General features: G+C 73.5%; 11 protein-coding genes. 5 read left to right on the top strand and 6 right to left on the bottom strand.

Going from position 1 to position 16,013, the window contains the following annotated elements; all coding sequences use genetic code 11:
- Window positions 1–599 precede the first annotated feature (599 nt).
- A complete protein-coding gene (locus tag ABZ374_RS19870; protein ID WP_360312726.1) occupies window positions 600–761 on the bottom strand; it encodes a hypothetical protein in 162 nt (53 codons plus the stop codon).
- A 1,043-nt stretch (window positions 762–1,804) separates the two neighbouring features.
- On the opposite strand from ABZ374_RS19870, the gene ABZ374_RS19865 reads away from it, so the two are divergent.
- From ABZ374_RS19865 to ABZ374_RS19855, 3 genes are all read left to right on the top strand, one after another.
- Window positions 1,805–4,336 (top strand): FtsX-like permease family protein, encoded by a 2,532-nt coding sequence (locus tag ABZ374_RS19865; protein WP_360312724.1) that lies wholly within the window; start codon window positions 1,805–1,807, stop codon window positions 4,334–4,336.
- 89 nt (window positions 4,337–4,425) lie between these two features.
- Window positions 4,426–5,625 (top strand): histidine kinase, encoded by a 1,200-nt coding sequence (locus ABZ374_RS19860; protein WP_360312722.1) that lies wholly within the window; start codon window positions 4,426–4,428, stop codon window positions 5,623–5,625.
- Entirely contained in the window at window positions 5,622–6,269 is a 648-nt protein-coding gene (locus ABZ374_RS19855) for a response regulator transcription factor (protein ID WP_360312720.1), read from the top strand. The genes ABZ374_RS19860 and ABZ374_RS19855 overlap by 4 nt, the downstream gene beginning before the upstream one ends.
- Before the next feature lie 17 nt (window positions 6,270–6,286).
- Here ABZ374_RS19855 and ABZ374_RS19850 read toward each other — a convergent pair whose 3' ends face one another.
- The 4 genes from ABZ374_RS19850 to ABZ374_RS19835 form a co-directional block, all read right to left on the bottom strand.
- Window positions 6,287–7,375 carry an alpha/beta fold hydrolase gene (locus ABZ374_RS19850; protein ID WP_360312718.1) on the bottom strand — a complete coding sequence of 363 codons (1,089 nt, stop codon included), beginning with the start codon at window positions 7,373–7,375 and terminating at the stop codon, window positions 6,287–6,289.
- On the bottom strand, window positions 7,372–7,518 hold the full coding sequence (locus tag ABZ374_RS19845; protein WP_360312716.1) for a hypothetical protein: 147 nt from the start codon (window positions 7,516–7,518) through the stop codon (window positions 7,372–7,374). Before ABZ374_RS19845 ends, ABZ374_RS19850 begins: the two co-directional genes overlap by 4 nt.
- A gap of 10 nt (window positions 7,519–7,528) precedes the next feature.
- Window positions 7,529–7,963 carry a nuclear transport factor 2 family protein gene (locus ABZ374_RS19840; RefSeq protein ID WP_360312714.1) on the bottom strand — a complete coding sequence of 145 codons (435 nt, stop codon included), beginning with the start codon at window positions 7,961–7,963 and terminating at the stop codon, window positions 7,529–7,531.
- 73 nt (window positions 7,964–8,036) lie between these two features.
- Window positions 8,037–8,957 (bottom strand): zinc-binding dehydrogenase, encoded by a 921-nt coding sequence (locus ABZ374_RS19835; protein ID WP_360312712.1) that lies wholly within the window; start codon window positions 8,955–8,957, stop codon window positions 8,037–8,039.
- A gap of 185 nt (window positions 8,958–9,142) precedes the next feature.
- Here ABZ374_RS19835 and ABZ374_RS19830 point away from each other — a divergent pair, with 185 nt between their 5' ends.
- Window positions 9,143–10,105, top strand: a complete 963-nt coding sequence (locus ABZ374_RS19830) for a LysR family transcriptional regulator (protein WP_360312710.1) — start codon at window positions 9,143–9,145, stop codon at window positions 10,103–10,105.
- A 50-nt stretch (window positions 10,106–10,155) separates the two neighbouring features.
- Here ABZ374_RS19830 and ABZ374_RS19825 read toward each other — a convergent pair whose 3' ends face one another.
- Entirely contained in the window at window positions 10,156–10,719 is a 564-nt protein-coding gene (locus ABZ374_RS19825; protein ID WP_360312708.1) for a hypothetical protein, read from the bottom strand.
- A gap of 214 nt (window positions 10,720–10,933) precedes the next feature.
- On the opposite strand from ABZ374_RS19825, the gene ABZ374_RS19820 reads away from it, so the two are divergent.
- Window positions 10,934–16,006: a tetratricopeptide repeat protein gene (locus ABZ374_RS19820; RefSeq protein ID WP_360312706.1), complete on the top strand. Its 5,073-nt coding sequence runs from the start codon at window positions 10,934–10,936 to the stop codon at window positions 16,004–16,006.
- The last annotated feature ends 7 nt before the right edge of the window (window positions 16,007–16,013 follow it).

Genomic DNA, 16,013 nt, shown 5'->3' with positions numbered 1-16,013 from the left:
GGACCGGGCCCATCTCCGCCGGTCCACGCCGACCGTTTAGCACAAGGCCACCCGCGCCCGACCCGACCAAGACGCGACCGCACGCCGAAACGGCCGACCCATCCGCAAAAGCCCCTCGGCAGACCTAACGAAAGCACCCACCCGCTCCGCCGTTGCCGGCACCTTTCCGGCAAGCAACACCCCGCGTGCGCGGGGAGCATCACCGTCGCTGCCCACATCGCGCCTTGCGTCGGGACCATCCGGCGCCTCGTAGCCCTGGTCGCGCCGCGCGGGGGCGCCGAGAGTCGGCCGACCGAGGACGCGGCCCTGGTCGAGGGCCGGGTCGAGGGGCAGCAACGGGGGCGGGGGGTTCGTCGCGGATCGGTGGGCGGTGTGGCTCTCTCGTTCGGGGGCGCCTGATACGGGCGGCCCCGGTCCTTGCCCGTAACCGGAGCCGAAGCCGGAGGCGGAGCCAGGGCCGAAGCCGAAGGCAACCAGACGAGGGCCGGAAGGCCGGCCGGACACCTCCGGTGCACGCCGTCGGAAACCCACCGGGATCACGCGCCCGCCATAAACGGAACGATGTGGCGCGCCACCGAGAAGTCGGCGGCCGCATCGGATCAGACGTGCCTCGGATCGCGCTCCGGATCAGGGGGCTCGTCGTCGTGGCGCAGACCGACCCGGCCCAAGCGTGCGGACTCGCCGGATCGACGGCAGTCGACCACGACGAGCAGCCCTCGCTCGTGGCCGGCGTCGATCGCCGATGCCGGAGATTCGCTCACACCACGATCAGACCGCCGGGCCCGGGTCGGGAACAAGCCGGAACGCCGTTTGCTCACGAGACTTTGACACCGACCGAGAACCCGGGGGCATGCTCCGGCCCTTCGGCCACGTCACCGAGCCGGGACGACCCCGCGTGCCGCGCCGCGATCATTCGGCCATCTGGAACATTTGTCCCCGCCGGTCTCGGATTCCGTCGGGCGGGCCAGGCGACGCCGTAGGTGCGGCGAGCGACTCGGCGGCCCGGAGCAGCTCCTGCAACGCCTTTGAAACCACGTGCAATTCGCGAAGCAGGCGGTCCTCGGAGGGTTCGTGGCACAGTCGAGCCGTGCGCCAACGCATCGTGCCGAGGGCGCGGTGAGTGGACTCGATCGTCGCGCGCAGCTCTTCGAGACGGTCTCCACGAACGGGGCCGGAAGGCATCGGGCACTCTCCTTCGCATGTAGCGATCGGCGCGGTATTCACGTGTTCCGCGAAGTCGTCTCGGCTACCCGATCGAACGCCATCACCCGGTCGAGACAAAGCATCCGGACTCGGACTCGGACTCGGATTCGGAGACTCGGACTCGGACTCGGACTCGGGGCAGCCGCCGCGACTTCGCCCCCTCGACCCGACAGGTCCACGCGCCACGGTTGGCAGTCACTCGTTGCCGGTGTGAGGTCGAGCGCCGGCCGACCGGCGAGTCACGCCGTGCACGTCGATCCGGCAGCGAGACAACCGGACCAAACCGAACCGAACCGAACAGGACCTCTCCACGAGAGTAGGGACTCCCCCGACGTCACCCGAGTCGTTCATACGCCGCGCATACGCGAAGAGCCCACACTCGAACACGATTTTGACAACCATCGGCACCGATACCCGGTCGACCCGTCGGATCGCAGGCGATGCCTTCGTTGGTTGTCTCGGTCCGATCGGACCGTCGCCGTGGCGATCGTGGATGGCGGTGGCCTCCGCCCGGCCGTATCGAGGGCGGTCGGCGGCGCGTGAGGGTGGTGGGGCCGGGCCCGTGTGGGACGGAAAACCTTTCGGCTTCAGGACGTTGCTCATGCTCAGGAACGCTCTTCGTACTCTCGCCGCGCAGCGCACGCGGCTTGCCCTGACCGTGCTCGCGATCGTCTTCGGTGTCGCGTTCGTGGCCGGGGTGCTCACGCTCAAGGACAGCATCACCGAGGCGTCCGCGTCGGCTGCGGCCGACGACTTCGCCGGGGTCGCCGTCGGTGTCCGGGCCGATCCCGATCCGGGGACGCCCGACCGGCCGGCACTGGACGCGCGGCTGGTGGACCGGTTGCGCGCGCTGCCCGGCGTCGGGGCCGTGCGCGGGTCGGTCTCCGGGCCCGCCGTGGTCGTGGACCGCAAGGGGGACCTGGTCGGCCGAGTCGAGGAGGCGGTGGGCACCAACCACGCGCCCGGGCCGGACGGCGTCGATCCGCTGTACCGGGTGACCTCGGGTCGCGCGCCGACCGCCGCCGGGCAGGTCGCCATCGACGACGCCGGGGCCCGCTCGGCCGGCTACCGGGTCGGCGATCGGCTGCGCGTGGTCGCCGGCGGCGGCACCCTGGACGCCACCCTCGTCGGCACCGTGCACGCCGACGACGCCCGGATCCGGCTCGGCGCGACCCTCACCCTGTTCGACACCGCCACCGCGCAACGCCTGTTCGCCGCCCCCGGCGCCTACGACCTGATCACCGTCTCCACCCCGCCCAAGACCAAGACGCCCGACGCCGCACTGCCCCAGGCCGTCCGCGCCCTGGTGCCCGCCGGCGCCGAGACGGTCACCGGCGCCGAACTGACCTCCGAGCGCCGCGAACTGGCCGCCGCAGGCACCGCCGGACTGGCCACCGGGCTGCTCTTGTTCGCGGGCATCGCGCTGTTCGTCGGCACGTTCATCATCACCAACACCTTCACCATGCTGATCGGCCGGCGCACCCGCGAACTCGCGCTGCTGCGCGCGGTCGGCGCCACCCGTCGCCAGGTCACCCGCTCGGTGCGTTTCGAGGCGCTGGCCACCGGGCTGGTCGGCGCACTGCTCGGGTTGCTGCTGGGCATCGCGCTGGCCGCCGGGCTGCTGGCCCTGCTGCGCGGCACCGACGCCGAGCCGCCGCGCGGCCCGCTCGTGGTGCGGCCCACCACGATCCTGTGGTCGCTCCTCGTGGGCGTCGGCGTCACCGTCGCCGCCGCGTGGCTGCCCACCCGCAAGGTGGCCCGGATCCCCCCGATGGCCGCGCTCCGGGCGCACCTGCCCGGTCCGGCCGGGCTGCTGCGCCGCAACCTGATCGGCCTGCTCCTGATCGTGCTGGGCGTGGGCGGCGGCTACACGACCGTGCGCACCGCGCCCGGCGGCGACGGCCAGTCGGTGCTGATCGTGGTGTGCGGGATGGTGGCCGTGACCGGCGTGCTGATGCTGATCCCGCTGTTGTCCGTGGCCGTGATCGGCCTGCTCGCCCGTCCGCTCACCCGGGTGTTCGGGGTGACCGGCCGGCTCGCGAGCCGCAACGCGCTGCGCGATCCGCGTCGTACCGCAGCCACCGCGTCGGCCCTGATGATCGGCCTGTTCCTGGTCACCGGACTGACCGTGATCGGCGCGTCGTTGAAGGACAGCCTCGACCACGCGGCGGCCCGCGGGTTGACCGCCGACTACGCGGTGTCCACCACGCTGCGCGACCCGATCGCGCCCGCGACCGTGGAGCGGATCGGCCGCCTCCCACATGTCGCCGCCGCGAGTGTGTACCGCACCGCCGCCGCGGAGATCGCCGGCGGCGAACACGAACTGGCCGCCCTGGACCCGGTCGCGGGCCCCGCGGTGATGCGCTTCGACTTCGTCGAGGGCGGCCCCGAAACCCTGCGCACCGACCTGTTCGTGGAGCGGACCGAAGCGAAGGCACGCGGACTGAAAGTCGGCTCGACGGTAGCCGTGACCTTTCCCGACGGAGCCCCGGGCACGCTGCGCGTCGGCGGCATCTTCCGGGCCAACCCGATCGCGCTGCCCTACCTGGTCTCCACCACGACCCTGGATCCGCACCTGGAACGCCCGGTCGGCCGGCAGGTGTTCGTCCGAAGCCTGCCGGGCGAGGCCAAGGCCCTCCAGGCCACCCTGGACGAGGCGTTCGGCGCCGATCCGGCCCTGCGCGTGCAATCCAAGAACGACCTGCGCAGGGGCCTCGCGGCCGGCATCGACCTGCTCCTGAACATCGTCTACGGCCTGCTCGGGATGGCCGTCATGATCGCGGTCATCGGCATCGTCAACACCCTGGCGATGTCCGTGCTCGAACGCACCCGCGAGATCGGCCTGTTGCGCGCGATCGGCTTGGACGCCCGCCGGGTGCGCGACCTGATCCGCCTGGAGGCGGCGCTGATCTCGCTGTTCGGGGGCCTGCTCGGAGTCGGACTGGGCGTCGGGGTGGGCGTGTTGGCGGTGCGCGGCATCGACCTGGGCAACGTGCCGCTCGGCGCGACCATCCCCTGGCTGCGGATCGCCCTGTTCGTGCTCGGCGCGATCGGCGTCGGCGTGCTCGCGGCGGCCTGGCCGGCCCGGCGGGCGGCGCGCATGTCGGTGCTCGGCGCGCTCGGGACCGAGTGAGGATGCGCCGGATCCCCCGGGCCCGGCTCGCGGTCGGCCCGCCCGCTGACTGGCCGGACCGCTGGACCGGTGCCGGTACCTTGACGGACGTGCCGAACGTGCGTCGCCCACCCGCCGCGTCGATACCCCGCGCCGTCGTGTTCGACGTCCTGCTCGCCGCGTCGGTCGCCGCCCTGTCCGGGTTGCTGCGCGCGCTCGGGCCGCTGGACGCCGACGGGTGGCATACGCCGAGCGATGTGCCGTGGTGGGGGATCCTGGTCCAGGTCGCCGCCGGCCTCGCCCTGGTGTTGCGGCGGCGCCGGCCGCTCGTCTCGGCCGGGGTCGTGTTCGCCCTCTCGCTCGGCTGGCCGGTCCTGGCCGGGCCCTTCTCCGCCTACGCGCTCGGGGCGTACGCCCCGACCCGGCGCGCGGGTTGGGCACTCGCCGCCGGGCTCGCGCTGACCACGTGCGAACCGTGGCGGACCCAGTCCGGCTCGGACCTGGTCGTCGAGTTCATCGCCATCGGCACCCCGCTGCTGCTCGGCATGTACCTGGCCTCGCGCCGGGGCCTGCTGCTCGCGTTGGCCGAGCGCGCCGAGCGGGTCGAGCGCGAACAGGTCGAACGCGACCGGCAGGCGCGCGCCGAGGAGCGCCGCCGATTGGCGGGCGAGATGCACGACATGATCACCCACCGGGTCTCGCTGATGGTGCTCCAGGCCGGTGCGCTGCGCACGATCGCCGAGCGCGACAACGTGCGTTCGGCCGCCGAGGAGTTGCGCCTGACCGGCTGCCAGGCGCTGGCCGAGCTGCGCGAGTTGGTGGCGGTGCTGCGTGACCCGGACGACCCGTCGCCGACCGGCGCGAGCGCGCGTGGCGGCGGGCCGACCGGGGTGGACGTGGTCGATCTGATCGCCGATTCGCGGGCGGCCGGTGTACCCATCGAGCTGACCGTGAGCGGCACCCCGGCCGCCGTCGACGCCCCGGCCGCCGTGCGTACCGTGCGCCGGGTGGTGCAGGAAGCGCTCACCAATGTGCACAAACACGCGCCCGGCGCGCACGTCGCGGTGTCGATTCGGCACGCGGCCGAGGGCATCGGCGTCACCGTCGCGAACACGGCGGGAGCACGGCCCCCGGACGTCGACCTCGGCACCGGCGGTACCGGCCTGCTCGGCCTGCGCGAACGCGTCGAACTCCTCGGCGGCCGACTACACGCGGGCCCCGACGACGCCGGCGGCTTCGTCGTGGACGCGCACGTCCCGATCGCCGCTCCCCCGACCATCCACCGAGACCTCGACGAAGGTGCCGCATGATCCGACTCCTGCTCGTGGACGACGAACGCATGGTCTGCGCGCACCTGCGCACGATCCTCGGCGGCGCCCCGGACCTCGAGATCGTCGGCGAGGCGTACGACGGCGCCGAGGCGCTGGAGCAGGTGGTGCGGCACCGCCCCGACGTGGTCCTGCTCGACCTGCACATGCCCGGCGTGGACGGGCTCTCGGCGCTGCGCCGGATGGTCCGACTCGACGCCCCGCCAAAGGTCGTCGTGCTGACCACGATCGACACCGACGACCACGTGCTCCGCGCGCTGCACATCGGAGCGGTGGGCTTCCTGCTCAAGGACACCCCGCCCGAGGACCTGGTCTCGCTGCTGCGGGTGGCCGCCGACGGCAACACGGTGTTGTCGCCGGCCGCCGCGCGCAATCTGATCGGCGCGAGCGCGGCCCGCGACAACGCGCGGCGGGCGGCCCGGCACGCGATCCGCGAACTCAGCGACCGCGAGGCGGAGATCCTGGGCTGCCTCGGCGAGGGCCTGTCCAACGCGCAGATCGCCGGCCGGCTGCACCTCACCGAGGCGACCGTCAAGGCGTACGTGTCCCGCACCCTGACCAAACTCGACTGCACCAACCGCACCCAGGCCGGCCTGATCGCCCACGACGCGGGCCTGACCGGCTGACGCCGGCCGGACAGGCCCTAGCCGAGCGGATCCCCGAGCCGACCCACGAGTCGATCCACGAGCCGGTCGGCGGTGTCGGGGACCCAGCCGGATTGGGCGTTGCACAGCAGGTGATCGCCGTGCGGAAGCACCAGCGACTCGCCCAAGGGCGCCTCGTGCGCGGCGAGTTCGGCCGGCAGCACGCCGGGGGTGACGTCATCGTCGCCTTCGACCACCCACAACGGCGTGCCGATGCCCGAGGCGATGCCGGCCAGATCGACGCCGCGCACGAACTCCTCGGCGGCGCCCACGGACCCGGTTCGCACGGTGAGCGTCTCCCGGACGAACAAGGGCAGTTCCGCCCAATCGAGCCGGTACGGGCCGCTGACCGCGACGGTGGCGGCCACGCGTGGTTCGTGCGCGGCGGTCAGGATCGCGTAGAAGCCGCCCAGGCTCATCCCGATCAGGCCGACGCCGGCGCCGGTGTCGAGGTCGGTACGGGTCGCCAAGGCGTCGATCACCCGGCCGACCACCCGGTGGTAGTCGGCCCGGGGCGCGGTGTCGACCAGCACGCCCTGGCCGGGCCCGTCGAAGGAGAAGGTCGCCACGCCGCGCCGCAACAGGGCTTCGTCGACGGCGTGGAACTCCTCCTTGCCGGAATTGAGGCCGGGTACCACGACCACCACCCGGGCCGGCCCGGTCGCCCCGACCGGCCGGCGCAACCAGCCGGCGAACCCCTCCCCCTCGATCCGCGTCGCGCCCGGGTCCAGGTATGCGAACGCCCGCCCCATCGCCGCATCCGCCTCGCGCGCCGCCGCGATGGTGCGCGTGTGGTCGGCGAGCGGCGGGAAGGTGGCACAGTGCAACCAGCGGGCGGCGGTACGAAACGCGTCGCCCGCGGACACGATGTGCCCGTCCGCCGCGTACCGCTCGCCCGCCGCGCGGTACGTCTCGCCGACCCGGCGGAACGCGGGCAGCCAGTCGCGGAGGGTGTCGAGTCCGCCGACGACGCGGTCGTACTCGAACGGGTCGAGTCCGCACACGATCGCCCGGGAGCGGTTGCCTGCGGTGAACTGCGGAAGGAATGCGGGCAGTTCGAAAACGGTGGTGCCGGAAGACGAGGTCATGGCGAAGGCAGCGCTCTCTTGCTTGGCGAGTCGGAATCGGTGTCGGACTCGAAATCGGTGTCGGCGTCGGCGTCGGCGTCGGTGTCGGTGTCGGTGTCGGTGTCGGTGTCGGTGTCGGTGTCGAACTCGGCCTCGGAGCCCACGTCGCCCAGGTCAGGCCGCCACGTGGTCCGGGAAGAGCACGCGCGCCGTGTGCCCGGTGTCCGCGTACTCGTGCACCGACGTGATCCGACCGTCCGCGACCACGAAGATCCCCAGGCAGCGGTTGTGGTACTCGACGCCGGTGACCGCCACCGCGTCCGACGTCCACTCGGCGAACACCCGGTCGCCGTCCGCGTGCACCGACACCAGGCGGATCGCCACGGTCTCCGGTCGCAGGAGCGCGCCGACGTCGCCGAGGAAGTCGTCGACGATCGTGTCCCGGCCGACCCAGGTGCGGGAGATCGGCAGTTCACCGGGGTAGGTCCAGGTGGCGTCCTCGGCGAAGCTCGCCCGGATGCTTGGGAGATCGCCTTCGGCGACGGCCTCGACATAGCGGATGACGACGTCCTTGGCGGCGGCGGTGGTGGCGGTGGTCGTGGTGTTCATCGCGTACTCCAAAACGTGTCGGTCGGCCCACCCGGGAGAGCCGGGTCAGGCCGGATCAGGATCGGGATCGGCGTCAGGAAATGGTCAGTACGGCCTTGCCGCGCACCCGGCGTTCGCGCAGCGCGGTGAGGATCGATCCGGTTTCGGACCAGTCGGCGATCCGATCGACCTCCGGATGCAGCCGCCCTCCGTCGACCAGGCGGACCAGCGTGGCGAGATCGGTCGCGTACGGGGTGTCGAAGTCCAGGTAGTGGAAGTGCCGCAGCGTCGCCGATTCGGGCCCGGCGAACAGATCGAAGAAGTCGAGGGTGATCGGCGTGCGACTGGCCTGGCCGAACCAGATCAACAGCCCGCGTCGACGCAACCGGACCAACGCTCGGGGCAGTTCGGTGCCGCCGGTCGATTCGAGCACGACGTCGTAGGGACCGACCGCGTCGTCGAGATCGTGCACGACCCCGGTCGCGCCCAGTTCGATCAGCCGCCGACCCCGCTCCGGCGACCGGGTGACCGCGGTGACCTCGGCACCGGCGCCGGCCGCGAGTTCGGTGAAGTAGTGGCCGACCCCGCCGGACGCCCCGGTCAGCAGCAGCCGACGGCCCGCGACCGGTCCCGCCGTGCGCAACAGCCGCAGCGCGGTCAACCCGGCCAGCGGCAGCGCCGCGGCCCGGACGGCGGAAACCGACTCGGGGATCGGCGCGAGCGCGGACGTGGGGACGGCCACGTACTCGGCCCAACCGCCGGCCATCGGGTGCCCGACCACCCGCGTGCACGCCGCGGGCCCCGATCCGTCCGCCGCCGCCTGGACCACCAGGCCCGCGACGTCCTTGCCCGGTCGGTGTCCCGGGCGCGGGTGCTCCAGCAGGAAGGTCTCGCCTCGGTTGACCGCGAACGCCTCGACCTTGACCAGCGCCTCGTCCGGACCCGGGCGCGGCTGCGGTACGTCCTCGTGGGCGACCCACGTGTCGGTCGCTCCGGTCGGTGTCAACGCCTTCATTCGGGGTGCTCCTGGATCGGGTGTTCGGTTCCGGGCCGGCCGCGCGAGTGCGCCGGCCGAGTCGGCCGGCCGGGTGCGCCGCTCGGCGTCCCCGTCGGGATCAAGGAAACGTCCACAGCCGAACCCGGGTCCAACAACCGACCGGCAGCACTGACAACCTTTGGTTGTCACCTATGGTGGGCGGCATGGATCTCGACCTCGCCCGGGTTCGTTCCTTCGTCGCCGTGGCCGAACTGCGGCACTTCGGCCGGGCCGCCGAGCAGTTGGCGATCAGCCAGCAGGCGCTGTCCAAGCGGCTGGCCCGACTGGAGAACGAGCTGGGCGTCGCGCTGGTGGACCGGGGCGGCAAGGGTGGTCGAGGGGTGGCCCCGACCGAGGCCGGGGCCCGCTTCCTGGAACCGGCCCGCCGGGCACTGGCCGCCGCCGACCTCGCGGTCGACGCGCTCCGACAGGCGCGGCCCGGCGTGCGACTGGACGTGTGGGGTCACCTGTACGCGCCGATGCGCACGCTCGCCCGGGTGATCGAGGCCGCGCCGGAGCTGGACCTGGAACCGGGCGCGGGCCGCGATCTGCCCACCGTCGCCGCCGCGATCGTGCGGGGCGACGTGGACACGGGCTTCGGCCGGGTGCATCCGCTGCCGGGCGGCACACCGCACGGGCTGACCCATCGGCTGGTCCGGCTGGAACCGGTGGACGCCGTGGTCGGGATCGGCCACCCGCTGGCCGGCGCCGACACGCTGCGCCCGAGCGATCTGCGCGACAGTGTGTTGTGGTGCCCGGCGGCGGTGGACCGGCTCGACTTCCTGAAACGTTTCGCCGACACGTTCGGGATCACCGAGTGGGCCACCGGGCCCAACCTGGGCCTGGAGCACTTCGTCGACCGGTTGCGTACCGACCCCACGTGCTTTGCGCTGCTGCCCGCCGACCATGCGCTGCCCGCCGCCGCCCGTGCGGTGCGCTCCATCCCGCTGGTCGAGCCCACCCCGCTGTACGCCTGGTCGCTGCTGTGGAACGCGGATCGCCCTCACCCGCAAATGGCGTACCTGCTACGCGAGTTCGGCCGGATCGGCGCCCGCGAACGCTGGCTCGACCACGACCCGACCCGGGACTGGCTGCCGGACGCCGATCACACCCGGCTCACCGACTGAGGCCGACGCGGCCCGCGTTCACCGCGCCGGGGCGCGCCGGGCGGGTCCGCTCAGGAGACCAGGTCGCACCAGAACGGCACGGTCACCGGTGCGTGTTCGGGGCTGCCGTCGGCGAACTCCACCGCGAGGTAGTTGGCCAGGTTGGCGCCGTAGACCACGATGTCGGTCTGCATCATGGACAACACCGGGTGGTCCCACTGCCCCGCGATGCCGGGCAGGTAACGATGGCCGAATACCGGGACCATCGTCGGCACCCGCGCGAGCTGGTAGCGCGCCGACTTGAGCGCGTGCCGAAGCTGCGCCGGGCGGGCCCCCCACGCCGCCGGCCAGAACGCGTTGTGCTCCACGTCGTACAGCACGCCCTCGGCCGGCCAGCCCAGTTGGGCCTTGAGGCCGCGCGCGTTGCCATCGCGCCAATTCGGCCAACCCTTCCCGATCGGCAGGCCGGCCGACAACAACAGACGGTGATCGGCGGCGAACCGGATATCGAACCGCGTTTCCACCGAATCGAGCTCGTCCGAGGTCAGCCCGGGGGTGATCTCGGCACCGGTGTGCTCCAACAGCCGGCGGAAATCCTGTTCGGTCGGTCGATCCGGGGGCGGTGTGGTGGTCATGGCCACCGAGCGTAGTCGGCACCGGCCGCCGCCCCGACGGCGCCGGGGCGGCGCGCGGCGTGATTTTGCCCAAGCCGGGCCCACCAGGCACCTGAAAGTCGGAGGATCGGTGTTCTAGCATGAGCGCTCGATATCTGCATGCACGGTGTTGTTGGGATGAACGGTCGGGGGACCCGTTGATCGACAAAGTTCGACATACCCCGTGGGCCGCCCGATGACGGTCCCGCTACTCGCCGCCGTCGCGGCCCTCATCGCCTTGGTGGCCGCCCTGATGTGGTTCGGTATTCGTCGAGGCCCCGCCTCGATCGCGGCCCGCGCCGACACCCTGTTGACCCAGGCCGAGGCCGCGCACCGGGCAGGCCGGCTCGCCGCGGCCGAGCGCGGCTATCGACGTGTCGCGGACGCGCTGGTCCGGCCCGGCACCCCGGACACGCTCACCGGCACCCGCGGCCGGGCGTTGATCGGACTCGGCGAGGTGGCCGGCCGCCAGGGCCGCTCGACGGACGCGATCGCCGCGTTCCGCACCGCGTTCGCGCTGACCGCGCTGCCCGCCGCCGCGCTGGAGCTGACCGCCGCCGAGGCGACCCGGCGGCCGGGACCGGACGCGCTGGACATCGCCATCTGCGTGGACCTGGTCACCCGCACCGACACCGACCCCGACCATCTCGCCTACGACTTCCTGGAGGCCAGGTGCGTGGTCGCCGTCGGCCTGTCCAGGGAGGCGCTGGTCGCGGTCGAGGAGCTCGCGGGTCGGATCGAGGCGGGAGCACCTCGGCTGGAATGGGCGGTGTACGCCCGTGCCTGCGCGCTGCGCGACCTCGGTCGGCCGGCCGAGGCGATCGCCGCGTTCGAGCGCGCCGACCGGCTCGTGGCGCGCGCGGCCACCGGCTACGAGCTGGGCAGGCTGCACCGCGACGCCGGGCGGCCGGACGAGGCGCTCGCGGCGTTCGAACGCTCGCTGACCATCGAGCCGGAGCGGCCCGAGGTGCTGTACGCGATGGCACTGACCCATCTGCGCCGCAAGCCCGCCGACAAGGTGTCCCGGGACGCGGCGCTGGAAGCCGCCGTGGCCCTGCTCACCCGCACCTGCACGCTGGCCCCCTCCCACGCGCAGGGCTGGCTCGGGCTGGGCCGCGCCCAGCACGCGCTCGGCCGGGACGCGGCCGCCCTGGAGCCGCTGCGCCGGGCGGCCGACCTGCTGCCCGAACACGCGGACGTACAAATGGAATTCGTGACGCTCACGCTGGCCCGGGGGGAACGGGACGGGGCCTTCCCGGTGTTGCGACGGGTGCTGGCGAAGCAACCCCGGCACCTCGCGGCCAACCTGACCCTGGGCATCCTGCACGACCAGGACGAGGACTTCGCGGCGGCAGCACCCTGCTTCGAGCGTGTGGTGGCCGCCGAACCCGGGCACGCGCGGGCCCGGTTCGGGCTGGGCCGCGCGCTGTTCGAGCAGGGCGACGCGGCGCGTGCGGTGGTGCACCTGGCCGAGGTCCGCGAGCGCACCGCGGCGCAGCACCATCTGCTCGCCCGCGCCTACAGCGCGGCCGACGAACTCCGGTCGGCCGACGCGGCGTTCTCGGCGGCGATCGCGGCGGGCGACGACAGTGCGCTCGCGCATCATCGGCAGGCGTGCGTGCGTTTGCGGGACGAGCGGCGGCAGGACGCGATCGCCTCGTTCTGGCGCGTGTTGGACCGGGTGGACGACGATTCGCCGTTGGCCGCCGAGGCGTTGTTGTTCCGGGGCATCGCCTATCGGGACGAGGGGGATCTGGGCGCGGCGCGGGCCGACGCGGAGGCCGCGGTGGCCGCCGCGCCGGGCGATCCGCGGGCGCACTACTCGCGTGGGACGCTGGCCGTGCTGGAGGACGAATGGACGCTGGCCCGGCGCGAGTTCGAGATCGCCGCGCGGCTCGACCCGGGGTACGTGCCGGCCCGTTTCGGACTGGGTCTGGTGCGCGAGCACGCCGGCGAGCATCCGGGCGCCGCCGAGGCGTACGAGAGCGGGTTGGCGGATCGGCCGGACTGGACGCCGGGCGTGGTGCGCCTGGGCGCGGCCCGGATCGCGGCGGGCCGGCTCGCGGAGGGGATCGAGGTGCTGGCGCCGGTGCGGACCGAGCCGACCGGCGCGGCGCGCTTCCATCTGGCCCTGGGTTACGCCCGACTGGGCCGGGTCGAGCGGGCGGACGAGTTGTGGGCGGCGCCGGGCGGGGTCAACGACGCGATCCGGACGCACAATGTGGCCACCGCGCGCGATCTGCTGGCCCGTGCCGCGCTGGACGCCGGGGATCACGCGCTCGCGCGCGAGCACTGGCAGGCGTGCCGGGAGGCGTTCCCCGACCACGAGGGGTATCGCGTCGCGTTGGCCGAGACGCTGTTTCGCGAGGGCGCCGAGCTGTTGCGGTTCGGCCGCGATCGCGGCGCGCCGCTGCAGAGCGCGCGGGATCGACTCGGCGCGGCGGTCGCGCTGGTGCCGGGCGATCGGCGGATCCGGGTGCATCTGGCGATCGCGGCGTTGTACGCGGGCGAACCGGCGGTCGCCGTGCGGTTGTCGGCCGCGCTCGATCCGGTGGCCGATCCGCGGGTGGGCCATCTGGCACCGCTGGCCCGGCTCGCGCTCGGCGCGGGCACGGTGCCGCTGGGGGCGCTGGCGGAGGCCGAACCGGCCGCGTGGGCGGTGCGCGGAATGCATGCCGCGCGGGGGCGCCGGTGGGGCGACGCGGCCGAGGCGTACCGGCAGGCGCTGGTGGTCCCCGGGCCGCCGGAGCCGGATCCCCAGGCGGCGATCTGCGAGACGGCGGGCTGTGCGACGTCGGCGCGGGCGGCCTGTGGTCAATGCGGACGGGCCTATTGCGCGGACCACGGGGTGCCGGCCGGCCCCGGTGGGACCGGCGCCGCCGGTGACGCGTTGCCGGCGCGTTGTGGTGGTTGTGTGGACGCGATGTTGGCCGCGTTGACCGCGTGTGCGCATCGGGCCGGGACGAGCGAGGCGGCGGAGGTCGAGCTGATCCGCTGGGCCCGCGGCGGCGACCGCACCTCGGCACACCACCTGTTGGCCCTGTTGCGTGCCCAGCGCGGTGATCACGACGCGGCCGCGGCGGGCCTGGAGCAGTTGTTGGCGGGGCCCGGGGCGAGCGACGAGGGCAGGCTGATCGCGGCGCGGGTGTACGTGCATCGGGCCGCCGTGCACAGTGCCGACCTGGTCGCCGCGGCGGCGGACGTGGAGCGGGCCGCGCGGCTGGTACCGGAGTTGCCACAGGTGCGTCGGGCCCGACCGCTGCTGCGCTCGTGGCAGGCGCTCGCGCACGCCCGCGCGGATCGGCACGATGCCTCGATCGCGATCCGGCTCGACCTGGAACGCGCGGTGCCCACCGATGTGCGCAACCTCCAGTGTCTGGCGCTGTCCGCGCTGCGCGCCGGATCGGCCGGCGACGCGGGGCAGACCGCCGCGATGTGGCAACTGGTGTGCGGTACTTGGGCCGCGGTGTTGTACAGCCCGAGGTTCTGGATAGACCTGGAGGCGCGCACCGGCCGGGAGATATCCGACGAGCGGATCGACACCGCGCGCACCGGGCAGATCGAGCGGGTGCATCGCGAGTTGCGCGAGCGCGCCGAGCGGAGCGAGGGTCCGGTGGCCGCGTTGTATCGCGAACTGGCCCAGCGCTGGGCGTTGGAGGTGGCCGCGACCGAACGCGTCGCGCGGACCGAGCCGGCGCCGGCCTCGATCGCCTGCGGTCCGCTGTTCCTGGCCCGGGTCGCCGATCCCGAGCACGGCTCGCCGGCGGGCCGCGAACTGGCCGCCGCCGTATCGGCGGCGGTGGATCCGCACACCGCCGAGCTGCTCGGCCCGTTGGGTGTGTACCACCACCTGATCGACGCGGGCCGGTTCGACGAGGCGATCACGGGGCTGACCGCGCTGGCCGGGTTGGCCGGGCCGGCCGCGACACCCGGGGTGGCCGCGCTGCTGGCTCGGGCTCATCTGGCCCGGGCCCGGGATCTGGCCGAGCGCGCGGAGTGGGCGCCGGCGCTGGCGTGTCTGGAGCAGGCCGCGCCGATCCCCGCCGATGCGACGCGGCTGGCGGCCGAGGTGGGAGTCCGGGCCGCGCAGGCCGCTTTGGCCGCCGACCCGCACGAACACACCGAGGCGGCGCGGCTGTTGGAACGCGCGTGGGCGCTGGCTCCGGACGGGCCGGGTCTGCGCGAGGCGTTGGCCGGGGCGTACGCGCAACTCGCCCGGCAGGCGCATGAAGGCAAGCTGTACCGCGACGCGATCGCGCTGGTCCGCCGGGCGCTGGAGCTGACTCCGCAGGACGAGTCGGTTCGGGCGTTGGCGGCCGGCGCGCTGCGTGGGCTGGTGATGGAGTTGTTGGCGAGGAACACCGACGCGGCCGTCGCGGAGGCGGTGGTGGCGATGCGCGAGGCGTACGCGCTCGATCCCGGCGAGGCGGGTCGGATCGGGCTGACCAACGCGCTGTTCCTGAGCGCCGAGCGCCTGGCGTTGCGCGGCGGCGCGCGCGAGCAGGCGGTGGCGGCGATGCGCGAGGCGCTCGAACTCGCGGACGCGGGCGGCGGGCCGGAGCGTTCGGCCGAAGGCTCGTCCGACTCGGGAGCGCCGGAATCGGTGGCGGCCTCGGGGCCGGCGATCCCGGGCGCCTCGATCGTCGGCTCCTCGATCGCGGCCGAGGCGCGCCGCCGGGTGGCCGCGCTGTTGGTGGACGCGGCCCAAACGCGCGAGCGGGACGACGACTTCGACCGGGCCATCGATCTGCTGGAGGAGGCCCGGCACTACGGCGACGACCCGCCCACCCGCCGGGCGTTGGCGTTCAACCACTACTACGCGCGGCACTACGAGGTCGCGGAGGAGTTGCTGCGCCACGAGATCGCCGGCGGCCTGGAGATCGAGTCGCTGCGCGAGGCGTGGATCGTGGTGGTGGTGGACCGGGCCTACGATCTGCTCGCCAAGGGCGGCGCGTACGAGGCGATCGAGGTGCTCACCCGGGCGCTCGGCGAGTACGAGGAGCCCAGGCTGCGGGACGCGCTGGTGGCGGTGTACCTGCGCGAGGAGCGCTACCAGGACGCGATCCGGACCCTGGAGGCGATCCCGTTGACCCCGGAGAACAGCGTGCTGCTGGCCCTGGCGCTGCACAACGAGGGGGTCCGGCAGGCGAACATGGGTCACAACCACACGGCGCTCGTGCACCTGGAGCGCGCGAACGAGTACCACCCGACGGACGGCACCCGGGAGATCCTGGACGAGATCCGAGCCCGGATCCACGGCTACTACTGAACGATCG

Source organism: Embleya sp. NPDC005971 (assembly GCF_040629175.1).
In the GTDB taxonomy this organism is placed as follows: domain Bacteria; phylum Actinomycetota; class Actinomycetes; order Streptomycetales; family Streptomycetaceae; genus Embleya.
This window is presented reverse-complemented; position numbering and strand designations above follow the sequence as displayed.